This is a genomic window from Bradyrhizobium sp. Mp19 (assembly GCF_029952935.1).
Lineage (GTDB): Bacteria > Pseudomonadota > Alphaproteobacteria > Rhizobiales > Xanthobacteraceae > Bradyrhizobium > Bradyrhizobium elkanii.
Window position 1 is genome coordinate 254,810 of the sequence record NZ_JASAUT010000004.1, and the last position, 15,387, is coordinate 270,196.

The window sequence follows — 15,387 nt, forward strand, 5'->3', positions numbered from 1 at the left end:
GAATCTGCTGATCGTACAAAACGCCAATTCCGCCGCGAGAACAATGCCCGAAAACGGGACTCCGATATGCACCAGCGCGCGCGACCGCCCGCCGCAGGCTGTGTGCCGCCGCAACTGCAACAGTTTGTTAAGAACTGTCTGGAGCGAAGTGAACCGCTCTCGCTCAGAGCATCGGCAGCGAGCGTGGTTTCGGCCCGCGCGGGAACGCGGCATCGAGCGCGGCGAGTTCCTCGGCGCTGAGCTTGAGCGTGCCGGCGGCAGCGTTCTCCGCCGCGTGTTCCGCGTTCGACGCCTTCGGAATCGCGAGCACCGACGGCAGCCGCGTGAGGAAGCTCAGCGTGACCTGGCGCGGTGTCGCCTTGTGCGCCTGCGCGATCGATTGCAGCACCGCGCCGGCCCTGCTCGACGGCGAGGGAAAATCATTGTGACCGAACGGCGAGTAGGCGACGACGGCGACGCCGTGCTGCTCGCACCACGGAATCACGGCGTGCTCGATGGCGCGCTCCTGCAGATGGTAGAGCACCTGGTTGCAGGCGATCGTACCCTCACCCGCGACATCGAGCACTTCGTCGAGATCCTCGGTGTCGAAATTGCTGACGCCCCAGGCGCGGATCTTGCCCGCCGCGATCAATTCGTCGAACGCCGCGACCGTCTCTGCGAGCGGAGTGGTTCCGCGCCAGTGCAGCAGATAGCAATCGAGGCGATCGGTCTTCAGCCGCTTCAGCGAGCGCTCGCAGGCGGTGATGGTGCCGCGCCGCGAGGCGTTGCTCGGCAAGACCTTCGAGACCAGGAACGTTTCGTCGCGGCGGCCGGCGATCGCATCCGCGATCACAAGCTCGGCGTCGCCATACATCTCGGCGGTGTCGATATGCGTCATGCCGGCATCGATGCCGCGCTTCAGCGCAGCGACGGCCGCCTTGCGGTCACCGCGATCGAGATACCAGGTGCCCTGCCCGATCACCGAGACCTGCGGGCCGTTGTCGCCGAATTTTTTTGTCTGCACGATCGCCTCGTTCCGCGTGTTCGCTTGTAGCCCCCGCGCAGGACGATAAAGCAAACGGACGACCATGTCTCCACATCGTCGTCCCGGCGAAGGCCGGGACCCATACTCCGCAGCAGTCGTTGTTGGCGGGACTCGTCATCCCACCCGTGTGCAACAACAGATATTCGTGGTTATGGGTCCCGGCCTTCGCCGGGACGACAGCTGTTTTGTGACGCGCGCTCTCGCGTCTCTCGACGCGCGTCAAACGTTGAGATTCATCCACACCGCCTTCGGCTCGGTAAAGTTATCGAGCGCGGCGGTGCCGTGCTCGCGGCCGAGGCCGGAGTCGCGCTCGCCGCCCCACGGCAACCGCACATCGGTGTAGCCATAGGTATTGATCCACACCGTGCCGGCGCGGGCCTTTTTGGCGAAGCGCTGCACGCGGCCCATATCGGCGCTCCAGACGCCGGCGGCGAGGCTGTAGGCGGTGCCGTTGGCGATGCGCAGCGCATCGGCCTCGTCCTTGAACTTGATCACGCTGACGACGGGGCCAAAAATCTCCTCCTGCGAGATGCGCATCTCGTGCGCGACGTTGGCGAACACCGCGGGGCTGATGAAATAGCCGCGGTCGCCGACCCGCGCGCCGCCGGTGGCCAGCAGCGCGCCCTCATGTTTGCCGATCTCGACATAATCGAGGATCGAGCGCATCTGCTTCTCGGAGATGACCGGCCCGAGCGCGGTGGCGCGATCGGCGGGATCGCCGATCCGCAACGCCTCGGCGCGGGCGACCAGACGCTCGACCACCTCGTCATAGGCGCTCTCCTGCACCAGCACGCGCGAGCCGGCCGAGCAAACTTGCCCGGCGTTGAAGAAGATTCCGGCAGCCGCGGCCTTGGCAGCGGCTTCGAGATTGGCATCGTCGAAGATCACATTGGCGGACTTGCCGCCGAGCTCGAGCGAGACGCGTTTGAAGTTGCCGGCGGCTCCCTTCATGATGCCGCGGCCGACGCCGGGCGAGCCGGTGAACGTCACCTTGTCGACGTCGGGATGATTGACCAGCGCATCGCCGACGATGCGGCCGGGACCGGTCACGATGTTGAGCACGCCCTTCGGCAGTCCGGCCTCGAGCGCGAGCTCGCCGATCCTGAGCGCCGACAACGAGGTCAGCTCGGCCGGCTTCATCACCACCGTGCAGCCGCAGGCGAGCGCCGGCGCGAGCTTCCATATGCCGATCATCAGCGGGAAATTCCACGGCACGATCGCGGCGACCACGCCGACCGGCTCGCGCACCGTATAGGTCAGCGCGTCGTCGCGCGCCGAGACCACATCGCCGCTGATCTTGTCGGCCCAGCCGGCGTAATAGGTCAGCGTGTCGATGGCGGCCGGAAAATCCTGGCGCAGCACCGCCGATATCGGCTTGCCGGCATCGAGGCTCTCGAGCGCTGCGATTTCATCGGCGTGCTGCTTCAGCAGCTCGGCCCATCGGAGCAGAATGTGGCCACGCTCGGCCGCGCGCATGGTGCGCCACGGCCCCTCGAAGGCGCGGCGGGCGGCCGCCACGGCACGGTCGACATCCGCCTCGTTGCCTTCGGCAATCGTCGCGATCACCTGCTCGGTGGCGGGATTGAGCGACTTGAAGGTGTTTCCGGACAGCGAACGGACGCGGGCGCCGTCGATCAGCAGCAATTCGTCCCTGACGGTCGGGGCGCGGCGGGCGTCACGCTCATAGTCATATGCAACGGACATCATATTTCCTCCTGGTGTTGTCGCTCAACGTAGGAGGCTTTGATCAGCAGTAAATATGATATCTTGTGCCTATTGGCATGCCAAGATATGAATTCAATTTCATAATTGGTGACCACGATGCTGCAGATCGAGATCGAGACCGTCTGGCGATTCCGGAAAGAGGACAGCCCGCAGACCGCGGTCGTGATGCTCGGCATCCTCAACGAGATCAGGAAGACCGGGAAGATCACCAGCGCCGCCAACGACGCGCAGCTGTCCTATCGCCATGTCTGGAACCTGATCGAGCAATGGACCGCCTTCTTCGGCGTACCGCTGGTGGAGACCCAGCGCGGCAAGGGCTCGAAGCTGACGCCATTCGGCGAGAAGCTGGTGTGGGCCGGCGAGCGCATGCAGGCGCGGCTCGGGCTGCATCTCGAGAACCTCGCGCAGGAACTGGTCACGGAGATCAAGCCGTTTCTCGAGCAGCGACCGTCAGTGATCCGGGTCCATGCCAGCCACGGCTTTGCGGTGTCCAAGCTGCGCGAGTTCCTCGACCGCGCGGGCGGCGTCGGCGTCGATCTGCGCTATGTCAGCAACCAGAACTCGCTGGTCTCGCTGGCGCAGGGCGCGTGCGATCTCTCCGGCGTGCACCTGCCGCGCGGCGAATTGCGCGCGCAGGGCATCAAGGCCTGCCGCGAATGGCTCGATCCGCGCGAGGACCGCGTCATCAATTTCGTGACGCGTGAGATGGGCCTGATGGTCAAGCGCGGCAACCCGCTGAAGATCACGTCGCTGAAGGACCTGGTCGAGCGCAAGGCCCGTTTCGTCAACCGCGACCATGATTCCGGCACGCGGCTGCTGTTCGATCAATTGCTGGCGCTGCACAAGATCCCGGAAGGGCGGATCAACGGCGCCCAGCACATGGAGTTCACCCATGCCGCGGTCGCCGCCTATGTCGCCAGCGGCATGGCGGATGCGAGCTTCGGCGTCGAGGCTGCCGCGCGGCAGTTCGGGCTCGATTTCATCCGCCTGCTCACGGAAGATTATTTCTTCGTGTGCAAGCGCGCCTTCCTCGAGACCGAGCCGATGCAGCGCGTGCTCGACATCATGAAGAGCAGCGAGTTTCACAAGGCGGTGGGCGCCCTTCCCGGCTATGTCGCCTCCAGCACCGGCGCCGTCAGCGGCGTGAAGGAGTTTCTCGAGAAGCTGCATTCGGACCGCTGATCAGGCCACGCCCGGCGGCGGCCGACCTGATCGCCGTCGATCCTTCGGGACTCGCGCCAGGGGCGATGACGAGGATCGACAGACACGAAGATATCTAGCCGAGACCGCCGATGTCGGCGACCAGCATCGAGCCTGTCACCGATTCCGTGATGTAGAGACGGTCGCGGTTGGCGCCGCCGATCGCGACGTTGGTGCAGCTCGGTCCGGCGCAGGACTTGATCCGCGCGATGCACTCGCCGTTCGGCGCAAACACGAAGACATGACCGAGCGAGGCGTGCGCGACGAACAGCCGACCGGCGGCGTCCATCGTCATGCCGTCGGGCCCGCTCGGGCCGAACAGCGAGCAGAAGCGGCCGACCTTGGAAACGCTGCCGTCCTTCATGAACGGCGCGCGCCAGACCGCATTGTCGCGCGTCATGGCGACGAACAGGACTGCCTCGTGCGGATCGAGCACCAGGCCGTTCGGGCTGATGCCGGTGTCGATCAGGCAGTCGAGCGCTCCATTCACCCGCAGTCGATAGACGCGGCCGGTCGGATCGTGCAACCCGGTCTGGCCCTGATCGGTGAAATAGATGTCGCCGTTCGAGGCGATGTGCAGGTCGTTGCAGCCGCGGAACGATTCCGAATTGCGCGAGCGCAGCAGGGGCGTGACCTCGCCGGACCTCGCATCGAGCTCCATCAGGCCGTGCCGATAGTCGGCGATCAGGATGCGGCCCATCGCATCGATCTTCAGCCCGTTCGGCCAGCCGTCATATTCGGCGACCTGTGACCATGACTTGTCAGGCGCGATCCTGAAGATGCGGCCGAACGGGATGTCGACGATGTAGAGATTGCCATCGGCATCGAACGACGGTCCCTCGATGAAGCAATCGGTCACCGCGCCCGGGCGGTTGGCGTCGGCCCATTCGCTCGCCATCCTGCGGCGGAATTCGGCCGGCACGGCGGAGAAGATTTCGGTCGGGATCAGTTTCGGCGGCGTTTCCAGGAACATCATTGTTGGTTCACCCGTTGGCGGAGCGGGGCGGACCATAGAGAAGATTGCTGGCGCCGTCGAATACCCCAAAGCCCACCACGTCATTGCGAGCCAACGGGTCGCGCGAACGCGCGCCCGATGACAGGCTCCGCGAAGCAATCCATACCTCCACGCGTGGCAAGATGGATTGCTTCGTCACTTCGTTTCTCGCAATGACGGTTGGACAGCCGTCCCGTGCTTACGACGTTTTCCTATTCGGCCGGCTGCGCCGAGCCATAGGCTTCCGAGATCATGTAGCCGGACAGCGTGCCGTAGGCCGCGGTCCATGCGGCGGCGACGTCAGGCGTCCAGGCTTCGCCGAGCCCCTTCTCCAGCGTCCACAACAATGCGCCGCCGACCACCGGATAATGCTCGGGCTTGGCGCCATAGCCGACATGCCGCTTGGCCAGCGCACTCGCGGCCGGCAGGATCGTATCAAGATTGCTCAGCCCGTTCACGACGACGGCAAGCGTCGTCATCAATTTCTTGCGCTGCTCCTTCATGTCGGCCGGAAACATCGCCCTCACGGCGGGCGCGACTTCGAACAAGCGATCGTAGAAAATGACCGCGGCCTGCTCCGAGATCGGCGCGACCTTGCCAAAGCTTTCCTGAACCAGCTTGATCTGGGCCGGATTCATCTCGACTCTCCCTGGTTCTGGAATGACTCTGCAAAATGCGAGCATTGGTAGCCGCATCCGGCGTTTCGGTTCAGAGCGGAAACGCGCTTGCCGTCGACGTGATCATCACGCCGCCTCGACGAAGCTGTGGCGCTCATAGAGAAATTCGAGCACGCGCTGCCGGCACTTCAGGTAGCCCGCGTTGGTCGCAAGCTCGAGCCGCTTGCGCGGGCGCGCCAACGGCACCTCGAGCACCTCGCCGATCCGCGCGCTCGGACCGTTGGTCATCATGACGATGCGGTCCGACAGCAGCACGGCCTCGTCGACGTCGTGGGTGATCATCAGGATGGTGTTGCCGAGCTTCTGGTGCAGCGCCATCACCGAATCCTGCAGATGCGCCCTCGTCAGCGCGTCGAGTGCGCCGAACGGCTCGTCGAGCAGCAGCACCTTCGGCTCCATCGCGAGCGCACGCGCGATGCCGACGCGCTGCTTCATGCCGCCCGAGATCTCGCTCGGCCGCTTGTCCTTGGCATGCGCCATCTGCACCAGGCTGAGATTGTGCATCACCCAGGCGTCGCGCTCGGCCCTGCTCTTGGTCCTTGCAAACACCTTGTCGACGCCGAGCTTGACGTTCTCGTAGACGGTGAGCCACGGCAGCAGGCTGTGGTTCTGGAACACCACGGCCCGATCCGGTCCCGGCGAATTGACCTCGCGGTTCTCCAGCAGCACACCGCCATTGGTGGCGCCGGTGAGGCCGGCGACGATGTTGAGCAGGGTCGACTTGCCGCAACCGGAATGGCCGATGATCGAGACGTATTCGCCCTTCTCGATCGTCAGGTTGATGTCCTTCAACACCTCCGTGGTGGCGTTGCCGCGGATGAAGGTCTTGTCGATGTGATCGAGCTTCAGATAGGCCTGCATGACTTTCTCCTCAGTTCGCCGCCGTGCCGCGGGTCACGATCTTGCCCAGCCCCGCGATCAGGCGGTCGAGCACGAAGCCGATGATGCCGACATAGAACAGCGCCAGGATGATTTCGCTGATATGCGAGGAATTCCACGCATCCCAGATGAAGAATCCGATGCCGACGCCGCCGATCAGCATTTCCGCGGCGACGATCGCGAGCCAGGACAGGCCGATGCCGATGCGCAGGCCGGTGAACATGTAGGGCGCAGCCGCCGGGATCATGATCTTGGTGAAGAACTCCAGCGGATTGAGCTGCACGACGGCCGCGACGTTGCGGTAGTCCTGCGGGATGTTGCGGATGCCGACCGCGGTGTTGATAATGATCGGCCACACCGAGGTGATGAAGATCACGAAGATCGCCGAGGGCTGGCCGTCGCGGAATGCGGCCAGCGACAGCGGCAGCCACGCCAGCGGCGGAATCGTGCGCAGCACCTGGAACAGCGGATCGAGCCCGCGCATCGCCCAGACCGATTGTCCGACCAGCGTGCCGAGCGCGATGCCCGCGATCGCCGCGAGCGAATAGCCGTAGGCGACGCGCTGCAGGCTGGCGGAGAGGTGCCAGAACAGGCCCTTGTCGATGCCGCCATTGTCGAAGAACGGATCGAGGATCAGCTCCTTGGTGTCCTTGAACACCTTTGACGGCGGCGGCAGGCTGGAGCCGGCGCGCCGGCAGATCAGCTCCCACACCACCAGCAGCAGCGCGACCACGATCAGCGGCGGCACCACACGCGCCGCGGTCTCCTTCGCCATCCTGGCGTAGGCCTCGGCGCGCGGCGCGCGCTTCGGCGTTATGGTCACGACCGGCGCCGCGGCAGTGGCCGGCGGGATCGCCATCGCCGACACTTCGGTCTTCATGGCAGGCATCGACATTGAACGAAAATCTCCGTGGTCAAAAAGGGAGAGCCGCACTGCTCGCGCGGCTCGCTCAAATCAGACGTCAACACGCTTGATGGACAACGACTTCAGGTACGCGGCGGGGTCGGCGGGATCGAACACCTTGCCGTCGAAGAAGGTTTCCTTGCCGCGCGAGGTCGAGGCCGGAATGTCCGACACGCCAAGCTCCTTGGCGGCCTCCTTCCAGAGATCCTCGCGGTTCACCTTGGCGATCAGCGCCTTGGTGTCGAAACCCGCCTCGTACTTGCCCCAGCGAATGTCCTCGGTCAGGAACCAGAGGTCGTGGCTCTGATACGGATAGGAGGCGTTGTCGCTCCAGAACCGCATCTGCTGCGGCGAATTCTCGACCACGCGGCCGGTGCCGTAGTCGAACTTGCCCTTCATGCGGTCGGTGATGTCCTCGACCGGGCAGTTGATCCACTGCCGCTTGGCGCAGATCGCCGCGGTCTCCTCGCGGTTCTCTGCCTTCTCGCACCACTGCTGGGCTTCCATCACCGCCATCAGCAGCGCCTTCGCGGCCTTCGGATTCTTGTCGACCCAGGCAGCGCGCAGGCCGAACGATTTCTCCGGATGCTTGTCCCAGAGCTCGCCGGTCGTGATCGCGGTATAGCCGATGTCCTGATGGATCAACTGCAGATTCCACGGCTCGCAGACGCAGAAGCAGTCCATCGTGCCGACCTTCATGTTGGCCACCATCTGCGGCGGCGGCACCACGATGGTCTCGATGTCCTTGTCGGGATCGATGCCGCCGGCGGCGAGCCAGTAGCGGATCCAGAGATCGTGCGTGCCGCCGGGGAAAGTCATCGCGGCCTTCACCGCCTTGCCGGAAGCCTTCTTCTTCTCCAGCGCCGCCTTGAACGGCGCGGTGTCGATGCCGACCTTGAGATCGGCATATTCCTTGGCGACCGAGATACACTGGCCGTTCAGGTTGAGCCGCGCCATGATGTACATCGGCGTCGGCTGATTGTTCTGCGTCACCTTGCCGGCCGAGATCAGATACGGCATCGGGGTCAGGATATGCGCGCCGTCGATGCCGTTGCCCTCGGAGCCGAGCACGAGATTGTCGCGCGTGGTGCCCCACGAGGCCTGCTTCTGCACCTCGACATCGGGCATGCCGTATTTGGCGAAGATGCCCTTCTCCTTGGCGACGAACAGCGGCGAGGCATCGGTCAGCGCGATGAAGCCGAGCTTGGCGCCCTTCACTTCCGGACCCGCGCCCTGCGCGAACGCGCCAGCGGGAAAGTTCAGCTTGGCCGCGGCAAGCAGCGCGGCGGCGCCGCTGGTTGCCTTCAGAAGCTGACGGCGGCTGAGGCCGCGGCCTGAAGGCTGGTTGGTGGGCTTGGTCATCGGTCGTCCTTTGCTGCGTCGTTGCGTTGCGGTGTTGCGTCAGTGCGTCGAGCGCCGTCCTTCGAATGGCGACGCGCGCAGGGCGCAAAAAAGGCGTGCACCGGGAAGCCCCGGTCTGGCGGCGTCAGAAATCCGATGGGGTAGCCTCGAGGGACGGCTTCAATGGCGTCGGCTAATGATTATTCAAGCCTTGTGCCAACCTACCGCAGTGCAAAAATGGATTTCGCTGCAAAGCCTTGCGCAACATGTCGCAGCGCGCGCGGATTTTCCGCGCGCTGCCAAAACTTGCGATTCGCCCAATCCTTGTGCGGCGCACAAGAATTGAGCAGAAGCGTTCAGAAACCGATCAGGCGTCTTCGGAGACCTTGGTGCCGAGCGGCGCGGGCGCCATTCCGCCACCGGGCTTCACGTGGAATTCGTAGGTCATCAGGCTCCACGGCCCATCCGAGCGCTGGCCATCGGGCATGACCGGATCGGTGCGGCGCTCGACCTTGGCGATCAATTCATCCTTCACGCCGAACACGACGTCGGAATCGATGTACTTGTCGCCTTCGACGAAGACATGCGTGATCAGCGGCTCGTAGCCCTTGGCGTTGACCAGGAAGTGCACATGCGCCGGCCGCATCGGGTGACGGTTGGTCTGCGTGATCATCTGCCCGACCGGCCCGTCGGTCGGGATCGGATAGCTGCACGGCACGATGGTGCGGAAGAAGAAGCGGCCGTCGGCATCGGTGATGAAGCGCGCCCGCGACGACGGACCTTCGGTGGCGTAGCTCGGCTTCTGCGAGTCGTAGAATCCGTCGTCATCCGCGTGCCAGATATCGACCGGCACATTGGCCAGCGGCTTGCCGTCGAGGTCGGTGACGCGGCTCTGCACGAACATGCGCTCGCCCGGCAGGCTTGCCGAGATGTCGGTGCCGTGCGGGGTCACCTTGTGCTCGCCGACATAGAACGGACCGAGCACCGTGGTCTCGGTCGCGCCGTCGCGATCGCGATGGTTGACCGCATCGACCAGCATCGACACGCCGAGCACGTCGGACAGCAGGATGAACTCCTGGCGGATGTCGGTGCACTTCTGCCCGGTGCGGGTCAGGAAGCCGATCGCGTGGTCCCATTCCTCGAAGGTGAGATCGGTCCTGCGCACATAATCGTGCAGCGACTTCACCAATTCCTGCAGCAGGAACTTGGCCCGCGGATCGGGTGTCTGGTCGAAGCTGCGGATGACGGCGGCGGTGAGCTCGGTTTCGTTGAACTGGGTCATCTCGGCGTGTTCCTTGACGTGTTCCTTGGCGTCTACCTTGGCCCCTTCGGGGTGCGATTGCAGGGGCGACCGTACACCACCAGCTCAATGCCGGTAAGCGGCAGCGGATTGGTGCAGCAGACACTTTTCGGCTATCAAGGCTGCCTTGCAAGCCGGAGAAATGCCTGATGCTAGCCCCTACGCCTGCCTCGCCCGAATCCGCGGGAATGTCGACCGCTGCCCTCACCCGCCTCGAAGCGCATCTGAAGAACCGCTACATCGATGCCGGCCGTTTTCCCGGCACGCAGGTCCTGATCTATCGCCGCGGCAAGATCGTGCATTCCACGGTCCAGGGCTTTGCCGATCTCGAGCGCAAGGTGCCGGTCAAGGACGACACCATCTTCCGCATCTATTCGATGACCAAGCCGATCACGTCGGTCGCCTTCATGATGCTGGTCGAGGAAGGCAAGGTCGCGCTCGACGAGCCGGTCGCGAAGTACATTCCGGAATGGAAGAACCTCGGCGTGTTCGTCGCCGGCACCGCGCCCGCCTTCCTGACCCGCCCACCGACGCGGCCGATGCAGATCGTCGACCTCTTGCGCCACACCTCGGGCCTCACTTACGGCTTCCAGCAGCGCTCCAATGTCGACGCGGCCTATCGCGAGAAGAAGATCGGCGAGGTCATCAAGGCCGGCACGCTCGACGGCATGATCGAGGACCTGGCGAAGATCCCGCTGGAGTTTTCGCCGGGCGAAGCCTGGAACTACTCGGTCTCGACCGACGTGCTCGGCTATCTCGTCGGCAAGATCTCGGGTGTGCCGTTCGAGCAATTCCTGAAGGAGCGCATCTTCAAGCCGCTCGGCATGAACGACACGGATTTCTTCGTGCCGGCCGACAAGGCGCATCGGTTTGCCGCCTGCTATTCCGCCGATCCGCAGGGCGGCTTCAACCCGCTCGCCGCCGAGCGCAAGGGCACGCTGACGCTGCAGGACGATCCGACCACCAGCTCGTTCCTGGCGCCGCCTTCGCTGATCTCGGGCGGCGGCGGACTGTGCTCGACCGCGGCCGACTACCTGACCTTCTGCCGGGCGCTGCTCAATGGCGGCGAGCTCGGCGGCGTCAGGCTGCTCGGCCCGAAGACGGTGAAGCTGATGACCTCGAACCATCTGCCCGGCGGGGTCGATCTGCCGGCGATGTCGCGCTCGATGTTCGCCGAAGCCGCCTATAACGGCATCGGCTTCGGCCTCGGCTTCGCCGTCACCATGCACCCGGCGCAGACGCTGATCGCCGGCAGCCCGGGCGAATTCAACTGGGGCGGCGCCGCGACGACGTCGTTCTTCATCGACCCGGCCGAGGAATTGATCACGATCTTCATGACCCAGGTGCTGCCGTCGAGCGCCTATCCGCTGCGGCGCGAGCTGCGCACCATGGTCTACGCCGCGATCACCGAGAGCAATCTCTGACATGACGTCATTCCGCGGCGCATACTCCTCGTTCGAGCATGATCCTTTCGGAAAACCGCTTCACACTTTTCCGGATCATGCTTTGGGCGCCGCGGAACTTTTCCGATAACCAACTGTTTCCTTTGGCGGACTTTTCCCGCTTCCCCTAAGCTCACAGCGAATGGGCACCGACCTGGGGACATCGTGCCGAAACTGACATTGCCAGTCCGTCTCGCGCTTCTGGTCGCGGGAACGATGTTGCCGCTGATCATTTTCGCGGTCGGGATCGTCTTCCACAATTATCAGCGGGATCGCCAGGCGGCCACGCAGCGCGTGCTGGAGACGGCGCGCAGCATCCGCCTGCTGCTCGATGCGGAAATGCAGCGCATGACCGGCGGGCTGCAGGTGCTGGCGCTGACCAACTCGCTGCGCAACAGCGACTTCGACAACTTCCGCCGCGTCGCGGTCGGCTTCATCGACCAGTACGGCAAGGATGGCGTGGTGCTGGTGGCGGACCGCGCCGGACGCCAGGTGTTCTCCTCGCTGACGCCGGACACCGCGAGCCTGCCGCCACGCAACAAACTCGAGATCCTCGAGAAGGTGTTCACGACGCGGCAGCCGCAATACTCCAACCTGTTCTTCGGCGCGGTGAAGCAGCGGCTGATCATCACGGTCGAGGTGCCGGTGATGCGCGACGGCGAGGTACTTTACGACATCTCCTTCAGCCCGCCGATCGAGGTGTTCCAGGCCATCATCGAGAAGCAGCGCCTCAACCAGGACTGGACCATCTCGATCTTCGACAGCGACGGCGTCAACCTGGCGCGCGTGCCGAATCCGCAGGCGACCATCGGCCAGCGCGCCTCGCCATCGCTGTTTGCCGAGATGTTTCGCCAGAGCGAGGCGACGCTGCCGACCGTCTCGCTGGAAGGTGTGGCGCTGATCACGGGCTTCACCCGATCGCGCCTCACCGGCTGGACCGTCGCCGCGGGGATCGCGGAGAACTCGCTGGTGGCGCCGCTGTGGCGCTCGCTGGCGATCACCAGCGTGATCGGCGGCGTCCTGCTGCTGGTCGGGCTCGGCTTTGCGGTGCGGATGGCAACCACGATCGCACGCGGCGAGATGCTGCACGACCTTCTGATCGAGGAGCTCAACCACCGCGTCAAGAACACGCTGGCGATCCTGCAATCGATCGCCACGCAGACCTTCCGCAGCGCAAGCCGCACCGAGCGCGACAAGTTCGAGGGGCGGCTCGGCGCGCTGGCGGAGGCGCATAATCTGCTCTCTACCGACAAATGGCAGGGCTCCGACTTCCAGGACGTGGTCAGCCGCGTGCTGCGGCCCTATCTGCTGAACAACACCGCCGAGCGGGTCAGGATGTTCGGACCCCGCGTGCCGCTGTCGCCTCGGCTTGCTTTGGTGCTGTCGATGATCCTGCATGAGATGGCGACCAACGCCGCCAAATATGGCGCGCTGTCCAACGACACCGGCACGGTGACGCTGGACTGGGAGATACTCAACGAGAGCTCCGGACCGAAGCTGCGGATGATCTGGACCGAGACCGGCGGCCCACAGGTCACCGCGCCGGTCCAGCGCGGCTTCGGCTCCCGCCTGATCGAGCGCAGCGCCCGCGACCAGCTCGGCGGCGAGGCCACCGTGGATTTCCTGCCCCACGGCGTCGTCTACACCGTGACCAGCGCCCTCGAAATCGACGGCTGACCGGGCAGGAGTGGCCGATCCTGCGACATCTTGGCACGCAAGTTGCTAAGATTGGCGGGTTCGGCGCCGGAAACAGGGGGAAGTCATGTCGACCATCGCAGCGGAAGCAACAGTTACGCGCAAGCCGCTTTACACATCACTGTTCGTGCAGGTGCTTGTCGCGCTGCTGCTCGGCATCGTCATCGGCATGGCCGCGCCCGATTTCGCGATCGGGCTGAAGATCTTCAGCGATGCCTTCCTGAAGCTGATCTCGATGATCGTGGCGCCGATCGTGTTCTGCGTCGTCGTGCACGGCATTGCGGGTGCCGGCGACCTCAAGAAGGTCGGCCGGGTCGGCGTCAAGGCGCTGGTCTATTTCGAGGCGATGACGACGGTCGCGCTCGTGGTCGGCCTGCTGCTCGCCTATCTGTTCGGCCCCGGCCACGGCATGAACATCGACACCTCGACGCTGGATGCCAAGGCGCTCGGCAACTATGCCAGCAACGCGCAGAAGCTGAAGGGCGAAGGCATCGGCAGCTTCCTGCTCAACATCATCCCGACCACCTCGTTCGACGCGCTGTCGCGCAACGACGTGCTGCAGGTGTTGTTCTTCGCCATCATCTTCGGCGTCAGCCTGGCGCTGGTCGGCGGCGAGAAGGGCGAGAAGATCTCCTCCTTCATCGACGCGGTCTCGACCGTGCTGTTCCGCGCCATGGGCCTGATCGTGCGCTTCGCGCCGATCGGCGTGCTCGGCGCCGTCGCCTATACGGTCGGCAAATACGGCGTCGGTTCGCTGAAGCAGCTGCTATCGCTGGTCGCGCTGTTCTACGTGTCGGTCGCGATCTTCGTGCTCGGCGTGCTCGGCGCCGTGATGGCGCTCGCCGGCATCAACATCCTCAAGTTCCTCGGCTACCTGCGCGAGGAGCTGATGATCGTGGTCGCCACGGCATCGTCCGACGCGGTGCTGCCACAGGTGATGCGCAAGCTGGAGCGTTTCGGCGTCAAGGATTCGGTGGTCGGCCTCGTGATCCCGACCGGCTATTCCTTCAACCTCGATGCCTTCTCGATCTACCTGACGCTTGCGGTCGTCTTCATCGCGCAGGCGACCAACACGCCGCTGTCGTTCGGCGACCTGATGCTGGTGCTCGGCGTGTCGCTGATCACCTCGAAGGGTGCGCATGGCGTGCCCGGCTCGGCGATCGTCATCCTGGCGGCGACGCTCAACGCCGTGCCGAGCATCCCGGCGATCGGCCTCGTGCTGGTGCTTTCGGTCGACTGGTTCATCGGCATGGCGCGCGCCGTCGGCAATCTGATCGGCAACTGCGTCGCCACCGTCGTGGTCGCGGCATGGGAAGGTGACCTCGACCGCGACAAGGCCCGTCGCGTGCTCGAAGGCGCCGAGGCGGTTGACGTGACTGCGGGCTGAGCCGCGCGTCCCAAAGCGAGCAGCGTCCCGCGCGTGGCGCGGGGCGCTGACCTACTTGACCAGCCTCAAATACGGCGGCAGTTGCCGGGTCGTCGATTGTTCCTGCACGGGCTCGTCCGACGCGATCATGTCGCAGAGGGCCTTCAGCTCGGAATCCGTCACCTTGTGGAGCTCCATCCGAAGCTCGAGGATGGCAAGGGACAACAGCCGCGCCGTCTCCGTGTTCGCCCGGTCGGTCAGGAACGCCTGACATTCCTCCAGCGTTGCGAGCAACGCCAGCAACCGTTCTTCCGTGTTCGCGACCGGCATTTCTTCAACTCCCGAAGCCGCGAGGTAGAGTCGAGGCCTTCCCCTCTTTCGCTTCATTGGCCCCTCCCGCCAGAGTTCGCCGGCTTGTCGTAGGCACACATTTGTTCCAGATGATTGAGAACTTTTGGGCAATTGTCCAGCAACATTCCGAAAGCCTGACTTGGACTTACGTCAAACTCTTGCAAATCGGATGATTCAGTCAAGCACTCGCCGGCCACTTCTCGACCTCAGGCTGCACTAGCTGGGGTTGCATCCACGCAACGACGCCCGTACAATATGGTGGCCCGTAGAACTACGGGCGCTGTGCGTTGACGCCTATTATGCATGTGCGCAAAATCTGTGTCGATCAAACTCGCGCTAGTTGTGGTTTGGTCAATATTTTGCCAAATGTAGAGGGCGGGGTGTCGACAGACACCTTGGCGCGGTCGACTTCAGGTAGTCGACCGAGTTGGTACTAGGGTGTTTCCAATGCGCTTTTGCGGTTGGATACCATCCCGCGATCTTCCTGGA

Annotated in this window: 13 protein-coding genes; 4 read left to right on the forward strand and 9 right to left on the reverse strand. The window is 64.2% G+C overall.

Annotation, left to right across the window (positions count from 1 at the left end):
• Positions 1-163: 163 nt before the first annotated feature.
• Both QJT82_RS07710 and QJT82_RS07715 read right to left on the reverse strand, forming a co-directional pair.
• A complete protein-coding gene (locus QJT82_RS07710; RefSeq protein WP_028338852.1) occupies positions 164-1,003 on the reverse strand; it encodes an aldo/keto reductase in 840 nt (279 codons plus the stop codon).
• Between the two features lie 240 nt (positions 1,004-1,243).
• Positions 1,244-2,728, reverse strand: a complete 1,485-nt coding sequence (locus tag QJT82_RS07715; protein ID WP_028338853.1) for an aldehyde dehydrogenase family protein — start codon at positions 2,726-2,728, stop codon at positions 1,244-1,246.
• Positions 2,729-2,845: 117 nt separating this feature from the next.
• Here QJT82_RS07715 and QJT82_RS07720 point away from each other — a divergent pair, with 117 nt between their 5' ends.
• Entirely contained in the window at positions 2,846-3,931 is a 1,086-nt protein-coding gene (locus QJT82_RS07720) for a substrate-binding domain-containing protein (protein ID WP_028338854.1), read from the forward strand.
• A gap of 94 nt (positions 3,932-4,025) precedes the next feature.
• Here the strand turns inward: QJT82_RS07720 and QJT82_RS07725 are convergent, their stop codons facing one another.
• The 6 genes from QJT82_RS07725 to QJT82_RS07750 all read right to left on the reverse strand — a co-directional run bounded on the left by QJT82_RS07725 (position 4,026) and on the right by QJT82_RS07750 (position 10,026).
• The gene (locus QJT82_RS07725) at positions 4,026-4,925 is read right to left on the reverse strand and encodes an SMP-30/gluconolactonase/LRE family protein (protein ID WP_028338855.1); all 900 of its coding nucleotides are present in this window, start codon (positions 4,923-4,925) and stop codon (positions 4,026-4,028) included.
• 230 nt (positions 4,926-5,155) lie between these two features.
• Positions 5,156-5,581, reverse strand: a complete 426-nt coding sequence (locus tag QJT82_RS07730; RefSeq protein ID WP_028338856.1) for a globin family protein — start codon at positions 5,579-5,581, stop codon at positions 5,156-5,158.
• Positions 5,582-5,686: 105 nt separating this feature from the next.
• Positions 5,687-6,481: an ABC transporter ATP-binding protein gene (locus QJT82_RS07735; protein ID WP_028338857.1), complete on the reverse strand. Its 795-nt coding sequence runs from the start codon at positions 6,479-6,481 to the stop codon at positions 5,687-5,689.
• Positions 6,482-6,491: 10 nt separating this feature from the next.
• Entirely contained in the window at positions 6,492-7,394 is a 903-nt protein-coding gene (ntrB, locus tag QJT82_RS07740) for a nitrate ABC transporter permease (protein ID WP_028338858.1), read from the reverse strand.
• Positions 7,395-7,454: 60 nt separating this feature from the next.
• Positions 7,455-8,765, reverse strand: coding sequence for a CmpA/NrtA family ABC transporter substrate-binding protein (locus QJT82_RS07745; RefSeq protein WP_028338859.1), 1,311 nt, complete (start codon positions 8,763-8,765; stop codon positions 7,455-7,457).
• A gap of 346 nt (positions 8,766-9,111) precedes the next feature.
• The gene (locus QJT82_RS07750; RefSeq protein WP_028338860.1) at positions 9,112-10,026 is read right to left on the reverse strand and encodes an intradiol ring-cleavage dioxygenase; all 915 of its coding nucleotides are present in this window, start codon (positions 10,024-10,026) and stop codon (positions 9,112-9,114) included.
• A gap of 167 nt (positions 10,027-10,193) precedes the next feature.
• Between QJT82_RS07750 and QJT82_RS07755 the strand changes: the two genes are divergently transcribed.
• The 3 genes from QJT82_RS07755 to QJT82_RS07765 all read left to right on the forward strand — a co-directional run bounded on the left by QJT82_RS07755 (position 10,194) and on the right by QJT82_RS07765 (position 14,568).
• Positions 10,194-11,468 carry a serine hydrolase domain-containing protein gene (locus QJT82_RS07755; RefSeq protein ID WP_028338861.1) on the forward strand — a complete coding sequence of 425 codons (1,275 nt, stop codon included), beginning with the start codon at positions 10,194-10,196 and terminating at the stop codon, positions 11,466-11,468.
• Between the two features lie 183 nt (positions 11,469-11,651).
• Positions 11,652-13,163 carry a sensor histidine kinase gene (locus tag QJT82_RS07760; RefSeq protein WP_028338862.1) on the forward strand — a complete coding sequence of 504 codons (1,512 nt, stop codon included), beginning with the start codon at positions 11,652-11,654 and terminating at the stop codon, positions 13,161-13,163.
• A gap of 85 nt (positions 13,164-13,248) precedes the next feature.
• Positions 13,249-14,568, forward strand: a complete 1,320-nt coding sequence (locus QJT82_RS07765; protein ID WP_028338863.1) for a dicarboxylate/amino acid:cation symporter — start codon at positions 13,249-13,251, stop codon at positions 14,566-14,568.
• A gap of 51 nt (positions 14,569-14,619) precedes the next feature.
• Here QJT82_RS07765 and QJT82_RS07770 read toward each other — a convergent pair whose 3' ends face one another.
• Entirely contained in the window at positions 14,620-14,934 is a 315-nt protein-coding gene (locus tag QJT82_RS07770) for a hypothetical protein (protein ID WP_281446628.1), read from the reverse strand.
• Positions 14,935-15,387: the final 453 nt, after the last annotated feature.